The following is a 16,828-nucleotide window of genomic DNA, read 5'->3' as shown; positions in this document are numbered from 1 at the left end:
AGTAGTATTTGTGCAAAACTTTTGGCTACACCAAATCCTGGGCTAATTTTCTGATTGAGCTATCAGCTTGTGAGTAAGCTAATTATATTATCTTATAGCATATAGCACATATTATACGTAGATATTTATTAGCGATCGCTTTTCAAAAAAAACTTTTTGATTTACTGATTGTAAATATAAATAGCTAGAATCAAAGTGTTTACTTAACTGAATTTGCTCTAAAAGTTTTGACTACTGTATCTTGTCCCCGCTGCCATCAACTGATTGATAGTCAAGCTATTAGTTGTCCCTATTGCCGGACAACACTCAAAGCTTATGGTCATCCCGGGATTCCATTGCATCGTGCCACTGGGGACGAGTATTTGTGCGACACCTGCACCTATCACGCTGATGATACTTGCAATTTTCCCCAGCGTCCCTACGCCAAAGAGTGTACCCTTTACCAAAGTATTGCACAGACAAAGTTAGATTTAGAACAGCAGCGTTATTCCAAAAGTTTTGTGGTAATTGTGAAAACTTGGCTAAAACGCAATCAGGCTTTGTTGTTGTTATTGGGTTTATTATTATTATGTTTGCTATTCGTTATATTAACTTCCTGAATTTATGTTTTTCCGGAAGTAGTAAATGCGGAAAATGAGTGAGGTGGGGAGATGAAACAAATAACCAATGTCCAACACCCCATACTCAATATCTAATGTCCATTCCCAAACCTTTAGGCTGTGGTGATTGTGGGTGTTTCCGGCTCAACCTGTATCGATGGTGCTTCTTCTTCAAATACAGCTAAGTCGAACCAAAAAGTGGTACCAATGCCAACTTCACTTACCAAATGGACTTTACTACGATGCCTGTCGATGATATTTCTGACAATCGATAAACCTAAACCCGTGCCTTCTAGGGTGTGAACTCGGTTTTCTACGCGGAAGAAGCGGTCAAAAATTGAGTGTTGGTCTTCTATAGCGATGCCAATTCCAGTATCAGAAATTTCAATTCTGACTGGTGAAGRTTGGGCGTGATTGGGCTTAGAATTTAGTTGATAAGCTCGGATTGCGACTTTCCCGCCAGCTTTTGTAAATTTGAGGGCATTACCAATTAGATTACCAAATACTTGTACCAACAAATCATAATTGCCTACCACCAAAGGTACATTAGGGGCAACTTCTTGAATCAGTTCAACACATTTATCTTTAGCATTTAGTTGGTAAGTACGTAATGTTTGCTCGATCGCTTGGGTTAAATCCACTCCATCAAAGCTATAGTTGCGCCCAGATTCGAGTTTTGATAAATCTAAAACATCGTTAACTAAGCGAGTCAGGCGATCGGTTTCATGGTTCACTGTTTGGAGAAACTCTTGGCGTTCTTTGATACCTAAGTCTTCGCCGTAGTCATGCAGGGTTTCAATATAGGTTTTGATGTTGAATAGAGGCGTTCGCAGTTCGTGAGAAACGTTGCTGATGAATTGGCTTTTGGCTTCATTTAATTCCACTTCACGGGTAATATCTTGGACAGTAATCGCAATGCCTTTAATGCTTTCTCGTTGCAAGTTGAGTACTGTAGTCAAGAGAATCCGGATTGTCCGCTGGATGGGTTGGTTGAGAAAAATCCGGAATTCGGCGCTTTCGCATTCGCCTGCGGCCATTTCGTACAAAGGGCGAGTGATTTCCATTTGTATCGCTGGGGGTAAGTGATACAAGACATTGCGGCCTACCACTTCAGCGGCTTCCCAACCAAAAATTTGCTGCGCTGTAGGGTTAACTAAAATCACTTCCATATTGTTATCAATCAACACAGCACCATCAGCGATGGTGGAAACTAAGGTCTCTAACTTGGCTTTCTCTGCGGTTAGTTCCTCGATATTTTGTTCTTCATAGCGCTCTAATCGCTCTGCCATTTCATTAAAGCTGAAAATTAACTCTCCCAGTTCACCCCCTAAAGGTAAATTAATCCGCTGCTTGAAATTTCCAGTTGCAATTTGTTTCACCCCTACCAGCAGTTCTTTAATCGGCTTGGTGATGGTCAAAGCGTTAATCACTCCTGCCAAAATCACCATTACCCAAATCGTAATAAAAACCGCAATGGTGACATCGCGGGTAAAATTCGTAGAAATGACAGCAGTCTGATTGGGATTAATCCCGATCGCTAATACACCTAAGTATTTTTTATCGACGATCAAGGGAATAAATACATCAGTAACCGTCCCTGATGGGGTTGTATGTTGTCGCACCATCGGTTTTTCACCGTCACCAGGGTAATCTTCTGGCAGTTGTATCCGCCGCTCAATGGTAAGGGAGTTTTCTACCTCCGGTTCCCAAAAAGGAATGCCAAAAAAGATTTTTCCAGTTTCATCGGCGTAGAGCATATAGCGCACACTAGAGGTGCTGCTATAGAAACGCTGGGAAAATTGAGCAACCTCAGTCAGATTATTATTAGCCACTAGGGGAGCAACGTTGGCAGCCAGCAGCAGTCCCAAATCACGCCCAAAGCGGGTGTCATTCATCCGTGCATCCTGCTGAATGGTGTTCACAGCCCAGAAGGTCAAGCCACTCATCACTAGGGAAACTACCATTGTCGCCACAGCCAACAGTTTGGTCTGGAGGGTGAAATCAGACCACCAACTAGCTATCGCATCTCGAATTGTTTTTAACAGAGCTAGCATCTTAAATAAAGTTGTTAGTAGTCCTTGTTATAAACCCCAACAACTAAAAAATTAACAGTTAATTTGACAAATATGTTAGAGACGAGGGGGGAATGGCGAAATTCAGTAAATCGTAAAGTTTTTCCAAAGAGCGAGTGATCGCTAAAATGCTACTGCAAAATCTATGTACTGCCGCATCTTCGGCTCGTGGAATGCCAACAATATATCCTGCTTGGCAACACCTGCACGAACTAGGTCAGTTGCGATACCATCTTCTGCCTAATGGAAATCAAGGCTAGCTTTATAACTTATGGGGTTTGCTCCTTCTGCTTTCCACTCAATACTCTATGCCCAATATCTCTCCGGTAATATATCCCCTCAAATTGAATATGTTTTATTCCTGCGTAGGCTTGGGCGATCGCTTGCTGAAAATTTTCTCCAATTCCGGTGACATTTAATACCCGTCCTCCATCTGTGACTATTTGTTGTTGCTGGTTCAATTTCGTACCTGCATGAAATACAGTTGCTCCGGTTTTTTCTGCTTCTTTGATGCCAGTAATTGCCTGGTTTTTCGTGTATTCTCCCGGATAACCGCCGGATGCAGCGACAACTGTGGCAGCTGCTCCTGCTTTCCAAGCAATCGGCGGCAGTTCGCCTAAACGCTGCTCTACGCAAGCTAAAAGCAGCTCTTCTAGGGGTGTATCTAACAGTGGCAAAATCACTTGGGTTTCAGGATCACCAAAGCGGCAGTTAAATTCCAGAACCTTGAAGTCACCATCGGGTGCAATCATTAATCCAGCATACAGTACACCACGGTAGTCGATATTTTTGGATTTTAAGGCTGCGATCGCTTTTTCTAAAACTTCGCTTTGAATGCGTGCCATTAACTCTGGTGTAGCAATGGGTGTGGGCGCATAGGCTCCCATCCCACCAGTATTTTCGCCTATATCGCCTTCACCAATCCGTTTATGGTCTTGCGCTGGCAATAAAGGTCTAATTGTTAACCCATCTGTTAAAGCTAAAACTGATACCTCTTGCCCAATTAAACATTCTTCGATGACCACAAATTCACCAGCGCTGCCAAATTGTCCTTCAAAAATCGCATCAATCGCACTCTGGGCTTGTTCAACTGTTTGAGCCACCGTTACACCCTTACCAGCTGCCAAGCCATCAGCCTTGACAACAATTGGCGCTCCCTGAGATTTTACATAAGATTTTGCTGCTTTTGCCTCCGTAAATACCGCAGCCTGCGCTGTGGGAATCCCTGCTTCTTGCATTAGGGCTTTTGCCCAAGCTTTACTCGCCTCAATCTGCGCTCCGGCTCTGATTGGACCAAATACCATCAGTCCTTTATTTTGGAGATAGTCTGTGATGCCCTTAGCTAAAGGGACTTCTGGACCGACTATCACCAGAGTGATGCCATGTTCTAAAGCGTATCGGCTTATACTATCAAAATCATCTACTGCTAGAGGTAAATTCTGGCAATATTCCATACTTGCTGTGCCCCCGTTTCCTGGCACACAAACAATCTGCTCAATTTGTTCAGATTGCAGCAGTTTCCATGCCAGAGCATGTTCGCGCCCCCCATTACCTACAATTAAAACTTTCACTGATTTCCTCGTGCGTCCCTTGCCAAACGAAAATATCTTAGCGGCTCTTGCGGATCAATTTTTCCATTAATTCTCGCACTTGTGCAAGTCCCTAGGCATTCGATGGAGAGATGAGGGGATGGGGAGGTGGGGAGGTGGGGAGATGAGGATGATGGGGGAAAGAATAATTAATGACAAATGACCAAGGTTATTAATAGTAAAAACTAAATAAATATACTGAAATATTTTGAATATAACTATTTTTTAAGTAATTTTAGTGATTTTTGACTATTGAAATCATTAGTTAAAAAATCCTGCTTAGGTAATGACGTTTATTGGTTACAAGTATTAACCTGTGAATGTAGACATTAATTAAAATATCAAAAAATACGTAACATGGGTAAAATTATCGTCACTGGAGTTGCTGGTTTTATTGGTTCTCATCTTACAGAAACATTGCTGCAACAAGGAGAAGAAGTCATAGGAATTGATGAATTCAATGATTACTACGAGCCAATGTTAAAGTATAAAAATATTGCACACTTGAATGATTCACCTGGCTTTACATTAATTGAAGGAGATATGCAGTTTTTAGATTGGCATCAACTCCTCAAAGATGTTGATGTAGTTTATCATCAAGCGGCACAAGCAGGAGTGAGAGCGAGTTGGGGTAAAGGTTTTGGAGCTTATACAGAACGAAATATTAACGCTACACAAATCTTACTAGAAGCAGCCAAAGATGCCAAAAGTCTCAAAAGGTTAGTATTTGCTTCTTCATCGAGTGTGTATGGTGATGCAGAAACATTACCTACGCACGAAGGAATTTGTCCTCAACCAGTTTCTCCCTATGGCATTACAAAGCTAGCAGCTGAATTTTTGTGTGGGCTATATCATAAAAACTTTGGCGTGCCATCTGTGTCATTGCGCTATTTCACAGTTTATGGGCCGAGACAGCGTCCAGATATGGCATTTCATAAGTTCTTTAAATCAATTTTACAGGATCAGGCGATTCCGATTTACGGCGATGGACAGCAAACGCGAGAATTTACATTTATTAGTGATATTATCGCTGCTAATTTAGCCGCAGCGATCGCACCCCAAGCAGTGGGAGAAATCTTTAATATCGGCGGCGGTAGTCGGGTGGTTTTAGCAGAAGTTTTGAATCAAATTGAAGAAATTGTAGGCAAACCAATTAAAAGGAACTACATAGAACAGGCGATGGGAGACGCCCGTCACACTGCTGCTGATATATCTAAAGCTGAGAAAATTCTCGAATATCAACCGCAAGTCTCCCTAATAGAGGGTTTAACAAAAGAATGGCACTGGATTAAATCCTTGTATTCGTAATATTAAGTATAGGGTGTGGGATTGCGTGGTTAGGGGATATTCCTTTTTCATTCATGGCGGTGAAACTTGTTTCATTGGGACTGCCTTCTGTCCCCTGCCTTCTACCTCCCCTAAAGGGCAGTTAAATGGGCAATAGCTAATTTGCTGAGGCTACGGCATCATCCTAAATTTTCCGTGCGTTAGGACTAACTTCGATAACGCACCCGACAAAACTATTGCCACGAGCGCAATTCATCAATGGTATTACGAATTAGGGAAGTTATTTGAGCGCGACGGGTTTCAAAGTTGGCGGCAATATAAATCAGTAGAATACCAATTAGCAAACCAACAACCCATTTTAAAAATGAGTACTGCAAGCTGAAAATTACCGATTGATAGATAGTAGTAATTAAAAAAGTAGCTGTACCAATGTAGAGAAAAGCCCGCACTCGCAAAGTTAACCCAGCGAAAATGGCGATGAGGCTAAAAATTCCGGGTATCCAAGGCGTATCTTGATGAAAGAAAATTGCCCACCCACAAATCAAACCGCTACCTAGCAAGCGGAAGCTATGACGAACTATTTTGAATTCTGCTAGCCTCAGTTGAGAATCTACTTGAGCAATATAAAGTAGTGATAACCCAATTGGTGTTACATACCACAATGCATCATGCAGATTTAAAACATCAAACCAACGGTACAGCGCCCAATCAATCAGCACTACACTAATATATGTAAAACGGATGTTTTCACCCATTTTTGCCAAGAAGATATAATATCCGGCAGTGAGTACCAAAGTGATTGGGTAAATCTGCAATCTAGTTTGCCATAAAATCAACAGTGGTAAAATATATGCAGCTTTTTGCCAAGGTCTTTTAGACCAACCCCAACTTTCCCAAGGTAAGATATACACGAAGTAGGCGGCTACAGAGGCGATCGCACCATTCCAAGCAAGTAATTGTGTACCAAATAAATGCCCTATTGGTGTCTCTTGCAAGAAAAGACTGAAGACAACTGCCTCTAATAAACCCAGGTAAACCCAAATTTCATCTATTGTCATATCCCAAGCTGAAGATACAGATGGTTGGGGCGATCGCTTTCCCTGAAAAATCGCATAGCGAATCAAAAATACCCCAGTTCCCAATCCCACCAAACGATTAACTCCAATGGGAACGGCAATGGCAGCCATTAAGGTGCAGCTACTCCAAGCCCAGTGAATATCGGCTATTCCTTTGAGTTCTTGGGGAGTTAAGCGTAAGTAGCCCACAAGCCAAGGTGAGAGGATGCGATAAGCATACATAATACTGGCGCCAAGGGCAGACATGGCAATCAATCCATCACCTAATTTTCCTCCTGAAGCTTGTAATATTTGATAGAATAAAAGTTCATAAGCAGAAATTGATACGCCAATAATTCCTAAGTACAGCAGGAGTTTAAAATCTTGTCGGCGTCGCCCCACGCTAATAATTATTAAAGCTACACCCAAGGAACACAAACCCGTCCACTCAGTGAAGGTATCTAAACGCAGTAATACACTGAATACAGCATAAATTAATGGCAGAATATGAAAACTGCTAGGTAAGCTTTGTAATTGATATCGTCGTCGCCACCACTCTCCTACAAGCCCAGTTAGTAAACCCAAGGCGATGTTTGCGATCGCAATCCTCATCATTGATCGCTCACCAAACCCCAATACCTGGGCTGTCAACAATTCTAAACACCAACCAATACCATAAAATGCCCAATTTGTTGGTTGTCGCCAACTGCGATAGACAATGCCTACCAAAATAATACCAGTAGCAATTAAGTACAAAAATCCGGAACTAGTCACCCCTTGGTAAATCAGCACTGAGTGCAGCGTCAGATTAAACAACTCATAACCACATAAAGCGATCGCCCATTTATCGCTAGCAGTTGCGTAAATAAGTGCTAATTGGTTACCGCGTCGCTTGAGTGCTGTGCGGATTAACCATAAACTTAGAATGGCGATCGCTCCGACAACATACCAACCAGTCAGTACCAGACGAGGGAAACCAGGCACACCCGTCCACAGCAGCACTCCAATAAAACTTAAAATAAATCCTTCCGTAATTAGCGCCACTTGGTTTCGCAAATAGCGCGTATTTACCAACATTACTCCTGCACCCACCCCCAAACCAATTAATCTGGTTTCTGGTAGCTGTAAAGTCAGTAATTGGGCAATTCCCACAGCCAAGACACTCAAGTAACGGGCAATAGTTCGATTCTCTATAGTTGCGGCATTAGCAACACCTGCCAAAGCTATAGGCGTAACTAGCCAAATGACTCCCCAATTAGCCCTGCTATCAGCTACACCATACCAAGATGCTTCTGCATTTATCCACAACAGCAAAAAACTAATACCAGCTAGTCCTAAACCCATGTCCCATGCACTACGTCGCCATAGTCCATGCCCGAGGCTAAATCTCCATTCTGCAACCATCAAAGCTAATAAAATGCCTGCCCAGGCTTGTCTACTCAGTGTTGGTGCTAACCAATCGATGATAGAGCAAAACGTCAGTACACCAATGATATGAGTTAGGTATACTAAACGAGGGGATAAAGGAGAGCGGCGTTTGCTAACGACGGCAAGGGTAGCGGTGGAAAATAGTAGATTTAGCGATCGCAAAGTCGGATTAACTATCGCTATTGTGGTGAGAAATGTTCCGAATAATAAAGTCAGTAGTTCGCCAAACTTAGCCAATTCTCGCTTCTGGGCGCGATATAAATTATCTGTCAGTGCCACCATCAAAATTAGGTAGGGAAATAAAACTATACCCAGCAATGCCCAAGGTTCATTTTCAGCATTTATCAGCCGAGTGGCAGTAGCGAGCGCCAATTGCTGTAAACTATCGGGTAATAACCGCCAAAAGAGCCAAATTGTCTGTAAACCAATGATGAAAACTGCCGCTAAGTCAAATTTTAAACTGTAGCGTTGCAAGCGATTTCCTACAAACCACAAACCTAAACCACTCACACCTATAGCCTGCCAGGGATAATTAACTACTGAAACCAACCAACCCAGCAAGAGTAAAATCGCACCGAGTCTTTCCCAGAGTGAGGGGGATGAAGGAGATATTAGTGTTACTTCCTCCTCTTCCCCTGCCCCCTGCCCCCTGCCCCCTGCCCTCTGCTCACTGTGCTGCACTAACCAAGTCACTAACCAGCCGCAAATACCAATGGCTAAGCCAAGTTGCCCTACATCTACCCTGACTATAAAAATCGCCCGCATTAGCAGGACTATTAAAGCGTAAATGATTACTGTTGCGCGTAAACTAATATTTAAGGTATGGCGATCGCTAGCATTTTGCAGATGTGGATCAGGATTATCAAAAACGGTAATTATAGTTGTAGCTATCATTGCCAAATAAACGGCAATTAAGGGAAATCCCTTTAATTGCCAACCCCAATGCAGATAACTCAACCCCAGAATATTTAGTACAGATAACTTTGAGATATCTAAATTGGAAAAAATAGTCCGATTTTTGTAGATTAAAACAGTAATAGCAGTGAGGGTAGGGCAGGCGATCGCAACTACAATCCAATTTAGAGGATTTTCCCATAACCGAAAGCTATCCATCGCCCAAAAGTTGACTGGCACTAATAAAACAGTGACAATCAGTAATGTCTGGGCTGTCAGTCTCAGGTTATTTTGTCTACTCGCCCAAAAGCTTAACCCCCAGAAACTCAAAGTATAAGCAAATAAAACTCCATACTGTAAAGAAGCAGGAAATTTCTCCCACTGACTGGCAGCCAGTACCCCAGACGACACTACTACCAAGAATACCCCTAGAAAAAGCAGCCACCGGACACTCAATTCTGCCCCTAAGGACTGCAACATTGTACCGATAAAGTTGGGCTGAGCTGCTTTTTGTGAGGGTTGTTTAAGGCTACTAGCTTGTAAAGCTGCTACAGGCAACTGTTTCACCAGATCTGAAGTTGCAAATATTGCCTTTGGTTCAACTTTAGCCTGGGGCTGTAAGACTACCGTACAAACAAGAAATTCTTGGCATAGCTGCCTGACTTGGGAATCGGATATCAAACCTAACCGCAGCCATATCTCAAGTCCTTCTAATAACTGAGGATGGAAGTCTGGGAGTCTGATTTCGATTTTTAGCGGGCGCTCAAGAGGCGATGACATAAGCCGCAACAATACAGGTATATACTTAAATCATGGATTAATTAAAGTATATTTATGATCTAAATTTGCCACTTATGAAACTAATTAATATTAATTTTTAATCTCAATACCTCCACCATTTTTTGGTAGATTAAGTTGAGCGTACCCCTACGCTATCTTGCTACGTGTCTTAACCTAACCTCCAAATATATCGTTGTGGAAAGAAGTTATGGGTAGCTTGATTTGCTTGTCTGTGAGAGTACGGTAAGCCAGCTTGTGGGCCTTATCTTCCTCAAAGACCACTAACTGATAAGGGATTAAGTGGATTTTGTGATTTTCCAGAGTAACTTGTCTACCTGCTGTAACTTTGAGTTATAAATTTTCTCAATTCCAGCTTTCAAGAACTCAGTAGGCTGGAACAAGAATATATCACTAAGCCCATTAGTAACCTCTGGTAATTTATTTGGAGCAACAAGTTGGATTTGTACTTTTGGCAGGATTAAGTGACCAAGCACTTGTATTTCTGGAACCATGCTATCAGTATCACTAATTAAAAGTGGTTTGTCAGCTCCAGAAACTATCCTAGCAATTTCTGGATATTGTCCGAACCTCTCTGGATATTTGTTCCACCACATTTGAGATTGAGAACTGAGTAAACAAGATATTACTCCACTGAAGATTATTAACAAAGTTACAACCGACCAAACTTTTTTTTGTAAAATTTTAGTAGAATTGTACTTGATTTTTGTGGCTAATAAATAAGCCACAGCTAACTGTGTACCTAAAATACAGGGAAGTGTATATCGACTAGTACCATATCGCTTTTCGAAGATGAAATCTAATATTATTAAGGGAAGCCCTACAGACCCAATCAATGTCAAAACAAATAACCAAACTTTTTGAGGACTTTTTTTACAGAGGATATAGATTGAGTAAATTATTAAAGTTAAAATTATTGCAATCAAAGGCATTAAAGCATATTTAAGTTTATCAGAATCGCTCGGGCTAACGCCTAAATCAAGAAATCCACGACTAATAAGCCCAGCCCACCTAGTAGCTGAATTCAAAAAAGTTTGTTTAGCATTCGCCCAATATATAGCATCTGAGTGAGGATATTTAATAATAATCAATATCCACGGAAAGAAAGTCATAAATGCTACAAACGATGAAACAAGATAAGAAATCGATGTTTTATTCAATCGGAAGCGTTCAAGTGTAAGTATATAAATTCCCTGTCCGAGAGCAATGAAACAAAAAAATATATGAGTATAAAATCCTACTATTAATGTTGCTGCATAAATGCACCAACCAACYTTTGTTTTTAAGCGCATTGCTYGCAGCAGTGCTGCACTCGATATTAAAGTAATTACTATCCATAAAGTGTATGCCCGTGCTTCTTGTGCATATATCACGTGAACAGGTGAAACAGCTACCAGTGCCATTGCCATCCATCCTGCTAGCGAAGACTCAAATAATTCTTTACACAGCCAATAAATACAAGGAAAGGTCAACAAACTAATAAACGCCGAAAAACTTCTCGTTACAGCTACAGAGTTGCCAAACCACTTCACCCAAAGGCGATTCATTAAGATATGTAAAGGCAAAATTTGTGAGTCTTCTATAACTATGCCGTTAATTACATCAGTTGTAGTTTTTTCATTATTAGGATACTGATATTTATTCAATTCCTCTTTATTTATCAAATGACCATCACCTAGATTTTTAGCCATTTCTGACTCCATATATCCAGATATACGTAATGATGTTAAGACTTCATCACTCCAATAAATTTTTTTGTCGATATTGACGAAGCGAAAAAAGACGCCTATTACTATTAATATGACAATTAAAAAGCGTAGCCAATCTCGAGAACTCAGCCAATTTTGTGATAATGCCTTTTTCATGCAGTTTTCAATCCTGTTAAAGCTTTAGTCAAAAGGGTTATATTCAATTACATATAAATTTTGAGCAATATCCTTGTATGTTGTCACAAAGATTTTGAAGCATTTTGCTGCTTTTGACAATATACTTGCACGCTAAATATAATTGTTTCGTCCTATCATATAATACTAATTAATTGAAATATAAAATACTTTTCTTAAAAATAAAAAGATTTTATAAAGTTTTTATAAACAAAATATAAATACGTCCCACGCAACCTGAAAACAAAAGATACCTTAAGGTTTGTGGAAACCCGAACCCCATGAATTTTTCAAGGATTTGGGTTGATGTTGGGATGTTGACATTAAATAGTACTTTAAGTGTTGCACACGTGATGCATATGAGTATCCTATTTGATAGTCATCTGATACTATTTATCTATATAGCAACCTATTGCATCCACATCAAAATACCAAGTGTTTGCATTAGTTCTATTGTCTTTGTCCCCTTAGCTAACCATATCTGCCAAAAGCCCTCTGTTTTATCAGGGGGCTTTTATTCTGCTTTAACTGACGCTATTGCCAAACAAATATTTTAGCTGTATAGCTTGGTAAATTAGTGACTAGACTATCATCTTGAGCTTCCACTTCACAGTTACCGAACCAATCTCGCCAATACTCAGCAGTTGGAAAATCAGGAATTTCATATCTACTTAAATTCAGAGGAGAAAAATTTACCACGACGACGACATGAGAATCCTGTTTATCCCAACGGCTATAAGCCAAAACTTTATCTTTTGCATTTTCATAGAAAAATTTTATACTATCACTTTGCAAAGCTAAATTTTGCTTGCGTAAAGCAATCAGTTTTCGATAATACTCAAATAAATTATGATTTTGGCTATTTGCTAACAAAGACCAAGTAATTTTTCTTGGTTCGGTCACATCTTCACTTTTTTGCTGGTATTCGCCAAACTCTTCTCCCATCCATAGCATTGGTATACCCATCGCTGTCATTAAGAGGACTGCTGCTAACTTTGCTCGTTTAAATGCCTCTGCGTCAAAGATACCAGCATCACCTAATTCTCGCAACACGCGTTGCCGATCGTGTGTTGCTAAATAATTTATCACATTAGTAGCAGTTGCATAACCCTGCTTTCTCGGGTCTAAAATTTGCTTTAATTGCTCTAACTCAAATGATTTATCACAAATAGATGGAATTATAAAGTAGCGAAAACTTTCGTGCCAGCAAGCATCTAATGGTCCATCTGGTCTGACGACAGTGCTTGTATCAGGAATGTGTTCGGCAATATTATAAAACTGCTTGACTGCGCCATGTTTTTTTGTTTGCTTAGCCAGCCAGTCAAGAAATTCAAAGTTAGCCAATTGACGGACTGCATCAAAGCGAATTCCATCAATGTGATATTCTTGAATCCAAAATTGTACTACATCACCGATGTATTTCCATGCAGGTTTAACATTTAATTTTTCATCATAATTATCATAGTTAAACTCTGGTCCCCAATAATTATCGGGGTCTTCCGGATAATGCATGTGTTCATAGTACCAATAATTCCGGTCAATTAGCATTAACGGACATTCTTCATCTGTGTGATTATAAATTCCATCCAAAAAAACCCGAATACCTCTACCATGACACTCATCTATTAATCGCTTTAAATCTTCTGTGGAACCATAACTAGATTCTGTAGCAAAGAAGTGACGTACTTTATAGCCCCAGTTATAGTTACCTGGGTACTCATTTATTGGCATCAGTTCGATTGCATTAATTCCTAATTTACACAGATAATCTAACTTAGCAATTACCCCTAAATATTTGCCTCGTTTATCAGGGTCAACCCCATCGCCAGTGAAGTCAGCAACGTGCATTTCATATAAGATTAATTCACGATTATCAGGCAACGGCATTTCGTCATGTCGCCAAACATAAGTATCAACAATACGTTGTCCATCTTTAACCCGCACTAGGGCCTGCTTCTCTATTTCATTAACATCTGTTGCCCTAGGGTCAATAACATCTACCCATTCATCAGGTGCAAAATTGGGACTTTTGGTTTGAACGCGAAATTTATATTGATAAATGTCGTCTTTTAGTTGTATTTGAGTACGAAAATAACCATCTTCACCTTTTTGCATTGGTATTTCCTGCCAATTAGAAAATGACCCAATTAAAACTGCTCCTTGATTACGAGGAGCAAATAAGGTAAATTCAATTAAACTTTCCATTTCCAAATTTATAGAAATTTCTATAAAAATAATCAATAAAATGATTTTGTATTACTTAAGAATTTGTAGCTTCTTTCTTAAGTAATAAATTTTTTCTATTCTTTTTATTTGAATTTTAACTTACGTCCAGCGAGATTAGTTATCCTAACGACGAAAAACTTGGCGAAAACCAAAATAGGCGATCGCATCTTTCATATTTGAGACAAAACGTTTTAAGATACCCATGCGGGTGTCAGTGACGTACTCCAAAGTCAAAACAATCCGCTGTTCATTGTTACCCAAAGGAGTAACTCTATGGTAGAGTTTGTCACCGTTAAATAATACTAGAGTACCAGGGGTTAAGGAAAGCGATCGCGTTTGCGTTTCCCGTTCTGGAATATCCTTGTAAAGCTGATATTCCAACTTACTAGATGAATTATCAACCAAACCAAGCAACACCGTATAGCGTTTCCCGTGATAGTAAGAGGTATCGTAATGATACTGAATATGGTCTCCCGGCTCAGTGTAATAGTACAGCGCGTAAGTATGAGGATCACTATCAGGACAGGGAAGGAGTTTTTCACCAGTAATTTCGTTGAGAAACTCGAAAAAGGAATTTAGTTGATAAAACTCTCCGAAAATCGGCGCTAGACTGTCTAAGCTATAACGGCTGATACTACCGCCTTTTTTATGATTGGGGATATAGTTCCGATTGATAGCAGGTTGCAGCGATGGTAATAAACTCAAAAACTTATTGAGAATGGAATTAGGAAGAAAGTTTTCTAGTACCAAAAATTCATTCTGTGCTTGAAACTCACCTTGAAGTTTTTGATAATCAACAGCTGCTATAGCTTGATAAATTTCAGTTTGAAGCTCCATTAATCAATAAGTCAAATTATTTTAAATTTTAGATTAACCCCATACCTCTTTGTTGCACATTCCCTAATTTGCTTGAGATTGCGGGAGTGTCCAAAATTGCCAAATTACCCAGACTGCAAACATTGGCGCACCAATTGTCGCTGCCATTAATAACGGTTCTAGTCCATTGAGTAAGGTAACTAGGGGAAATAAATACAGCACATCTTCAATATCAAATCCGGCAAAATTTGGTTGACGGCTGGCGTCTTTACCTAAACGCTGTTCTATTTGATTTCGTAAATGAAAGATGCAAGCAACAGACACGCCAGATAATATTCCCATAAACAACGCTGACGAACCAAGTTCGCTTCCTTTAAGACCATATCCAACACCTATAAATAAAAGTATGTGGATGATGGCATCACTAACAAGGTCGTACTGATGTCCCCATTTGCTACTTTTCCCACTCAAGCGGGCTAATTCACCATCAGTGTGATCCAAAAAGTTAGATAAAGCAAATAGCCCTGCCCCAATGTTAGCCCAGATATTATTACCAACCGCTAATCCAACAGCCGCAGCTAGTCCTGTTACAAGTCTGACTGTGGTGAGATGATTCGGATTTACCCAACTGTCTTTTAGAGGTAGAACTAGCCAATAAGCAAGTTGAGCATCCCAAGGCTTTGTAGTCATAGATGGACTTAAATTTGATGTCGTCTCGCTATTTTACCAGAGACTCTTGGCACTAAGTGTTGAGCTTTTTTGCTTTTCCAAGATAGTAACCTGGGTTGAGAGTAGGAATATTCTACTTGAATGCAACTTAGTATCAGCTCAGTTGTGATTAATTGATAATTGATAATTCATAACTTCTATCTTCTTGTAGTAGGAGCTTTCCATCTTTAGTTAGCTTCAGATGGTGCCCCCGCCACTCTACAGTGTTGCCAAGAAAGCCAAAACACCAGATCACAAAGCTTAACAAGTCGTACCCAGGAACAAGCCACAGAAACTTTTTGGCAATTAGATCTTTGAGACTGATAGCACCAACTACCCAAGCCATCACCAATCTTGTTGTCCAACAGATACATAATCCTAGCCATCCTAATATTGAACCATCCGTAGCAATCAGCAGCAGCAAGCTGCTGACAACACCATAGGTAAAAATTAGTCCTCGATAACCCCAAGGACGAGAAACTCGTTTACCACGCGCCCAACGGATCTGGCGCTTGATGGCATCAACTAAGTTGTTATTTGTCTGTACATGTTCAACTACATAGTCGGAAAGCACAACTTTATAACCTGCTTGCACAGGTAGATAGCCAAGTTGGAAATCATCTGCTAAATAATCAGCAATTGTTTCAAATCCACCGATCGCTTCTAATACTTTTTTTGGTATAACGATGGTAGAACCAAAGGCATATTTTATACCATTTTCCTGGATGTTGCTGACTAAGACCCCAGCATGAAACTCTGTAGTAGTACCAATAGCCTCTAATGTCGATATCCATCCTTGAGTTAAGGATCGATACATGCAGGTAACTACACCCACGTTTTTGTCTTGCAACGGCTGGATAACTCTTTGCAAATAATCTGTTCCAACTCGGATGTCACTATCAGCAAGCAGTAGAATTTCGTGTTTAGCTTTGGCTGCGGCGTTTGCCAAGTTGCTAACTTTTAGGTTTGTCCCGATCAGGCGATCGCTTACAATCAACAGAATATCCAAATCTGAAAAATTGCAGATGATTTTCTCTACAATCTCTATGCAAGGGTCTTGAGAGTTTCGCACGGCAAAGATAACTTGATATTCTCGATAGTCTTGCTGACAAAATGATGCTAGGTTTTCGTAAGCATCGCTATCAACCCCACAGAGAGGTTTGAGGATACTAACAGGTGGATAAAACTCTAGATTGATTGGTTGAGGATTGGCAAAAAAAGTTATTGCTGCATAAATCGCATAGCAATAAAACCAGACAGATATTATGCACCAAAGTAGCAGAAAATCAATTAAAACTAGGCGAATATTTGTTAAGAAGGTAGATGCAAACATAGCCATTTATTACCAACCAAGCAATACAAACATTTTTGAGATTCACTGCCAAAAAGTTTAGGATTTTTTCATGTACGTTCAATGAAATTGGGATGACAAAGTTCGCCATATCATGAATCGAAAATTCTGAAAAATCAAAT

Annotated in this window: 11 protein-coding genes and 1 pseudogene; 3 read left to right on the top strand and 9 right to left on the bottom strand. The window is 40.1% G+C overall.

Features of this window, described 5'->3' with window-relative positions:
- Positions 1-227 precede the first annotated feature (227 nt).
- Positions 228-599 (top strand): zinc ribbon domain-containing protein, encoded by a 372-nt coding sequence (locus FCR06_RS26810; protein ID WP_138505201.1) that lies wholly within the window; start codon positions 228-230, stop codon positions 597-599.
- Between the two features lie 113 nt (positions 600-712).
- On the opposite strand, the gene nblS is transcribed toward FCR06_RS26810, so the two are convergent.
- From nblS to purD, 3 genes are all read right to left on the bottom strand, one after another.
- Entirely contained in the window at positions 713-2,653 is a 1,941-nt protein-coding gene (gene nblS, locus FCR06_RS26805) for a two-component system sensor histidine kinase NblS (RefSeq protein WP_138505199.1), read from the bottom strand.
- 141 nt (positions 2,654-2,794) lie between these two features.
- Positions 2,795-2,899: an element excision factor XisI family protein gene (locus FCR06_RS26800; protein WP_411268026.1), complete on the bottom strand. Its 105-nt coding sequence runs from the start codon at positions 2,897-2,899 to the stop codon at positions 2,795-2,797.
- 41 nt (positions 2,900-2,940) lie between these two features.
- Positions 2,941-4,242, bottom strand: coding sequence for a phosphoribosylamine--glycine ligase (gene purD, locus FCR06_RS26795; protein ID WP_138505197.1), 1,302 nt, complete (start codon positions 4,240-4,242; stop codon positions 2,941-2,943).
- Positions 4,243-4,617: 375 nt separating this feature from the next.
- Here purD and FCR06_RS26790 point away from each other — a divergent pair, with 375 nt between their 5' ends.
- Positions 4,618-5,568, top strand: coding sequence for an NAD-dependent epimerase/dehydratase family protein (locus tag FCR06_RS26790; protein WP_138505195.1), 951 nt, complete (start codon positions 4,618-4,620; stop codon positions 5,566-5,568).
- A 212-nt stretch (positions 5,569-5,780) separates the two neighbouring features.
- Here FCR06_RS26790 and FCR06_RS26785 read toward each other — a convergent pair whose 3' ends face one another.
- The 4 genes from FCR06_RS26785 to FCR06_RS26770 all read right to left on the bottom strand — a co-directional run bounded on the left by FCR06_RS26785 (position 5,781) and on the right by FCR06_RS26770 (position 14,668).
- A complete protein-coding gene (locus FCR06_RS26785; protein ID WP_138505193.1) occupies positions 5,781-9,704 on the bottom strand; it encodes a DUF2157 domain-containing protein in 3,924 nt (1,307 codons plus the stop codon).
- 296 nt (positions 9,705-10,000) lie between these two features.
- Positions 10,001-11,587: a glycosyltransferase family 39 protein gene (locus FCR06_RS26780; protein ID WP_138505191.1), complete on the bottom strand. Its 1,587-nt coding sequence runs from the start codon at positions 11,585-11,587 to the stop codon at positions 10,001-10,003.
- Between the two features lie 552 nt (positions 11,588-12,139).
- The gene (locus tag FCR06_RS26775; RefSeq protein ID WP_138505189.1) at positions 12,140-13,810 is read right to left on the bottom strand and encodes an alpha-amylase family glycosyl hydrolase; all 1,671 of its coding nucleotides are present in this window, start codon (positions 13,808-13,810) and stop codon (positions 12,140-12,142) included.
- 144 nt (positions 13,811-13,954) lie between these two features.
- A complete protein-coding gene (locus tag FCR06_RS26770) occupies positions 13,955-14,668 on the bottom strand; it encodes a 2OG-Fe(II) oxygenase (RefSeq protein ID WP_138505187.1) in 714 nt (237 codons plus the stop codon).
- A 192-nt stretch (positions 14,669-14,860) separates the two neighbouring features.
- Between FCR06_RS26770 and FCR06_RS34905 the strand changes: the two genes are divergently transcribed.
- Complete coding sequence (locus FCR06_RS34905; RefSeq protein WP_411268025.1) at positions 14,861-14,923, top strand: KxYKxGKxW signal peptide domain-containing protein; 63 nt, start codon at positions 14,861-14,863, stop codon at positions 14,921-14,923.
- 15 nt (positions 14,924-14,938) lie between these two features.
- On the opposite strand, the pseudogene FCR06_RS34440 reads toward FCR06_RS34905, so the two are convergent.
- Together FCR06_RS34440 and hpnI are read right to left on the bottom strand one after the other, a co-directional pair.
- Positions 14,939-15,337, bottom strand: a pseudogene (locus tag FCR06_RS34440) (CDP-alcohol phosphatidyltransferase family protein); the annotation flags it as partial.
- A gap of 148 nt (positions 15,338-15,485) precedes the next feature.
- A complete protein-coding gene (gene hpnI, locus FCR06_RS26760; protein WP_138505183.1) occupies positions 15,486-16,688 on the bottom strand; it encodes a bacteriohopanetetrol glucosamine biosynthesis glycosyltransferase HpnI in 1,203 nt (400 codons plus the stop codon).
- Between the last annotated feature and the right edge of the window lie 140 nt (positions 16,689-16,828).

Source organism: Nostoc sp. PA-18-2419 (assembly GCF_005869855.1).
Classification (GTDB): Bacteria; Cyanobacteriota; Cyanobacteriia; order Cyanobacteriales; family Nostocaceae; genus Nostoc.
The sequence above is the reverse complement of the archived record's forward strand: the minus strand, read 5'-3'. Positions and strand labels throughout refer to the sequence as shown.

Bases quoted from the DNA above. Each gene is read 5' to 3' on its own strand.
- FCR06_RS26790 (WP_138505195.1), top strand. From the start codon at position 4,618: ATGGGTAAAATTATCGTCACTGGAGTTGCTGGTTTTATTGGTTCTCAT.
- FCR06_RS26785 (WP_138505193.1), bottom strand. From the start codon at position 9,704: ATGTCATCGCCTCTTGAGCGCCCGCTAAAAATCGAAATCAGACTCCCA.
- FCR06_RS26775 (WP_138505189.1), bottom strand. From the start codon at position 13,810: ATGGAAAGTTTAATTGAATTTACCTTATTTGCTCCTCGTAATCAAGGA.
- FCR06_RS26770 (WP_138505187.1), bottom strand. From the start codon at position 14,668: ATGGAGCTTCAAACTGAAATTTATCAAGCTATAGCAGCTGTTGATTAT.
- hpnI (WP_138505183.1), bottom strand. From the start codon at position 16,688: ATGTTTGCATCTACCTTCTTAACAAATATTCGCCTAGTTTTAATTGAT.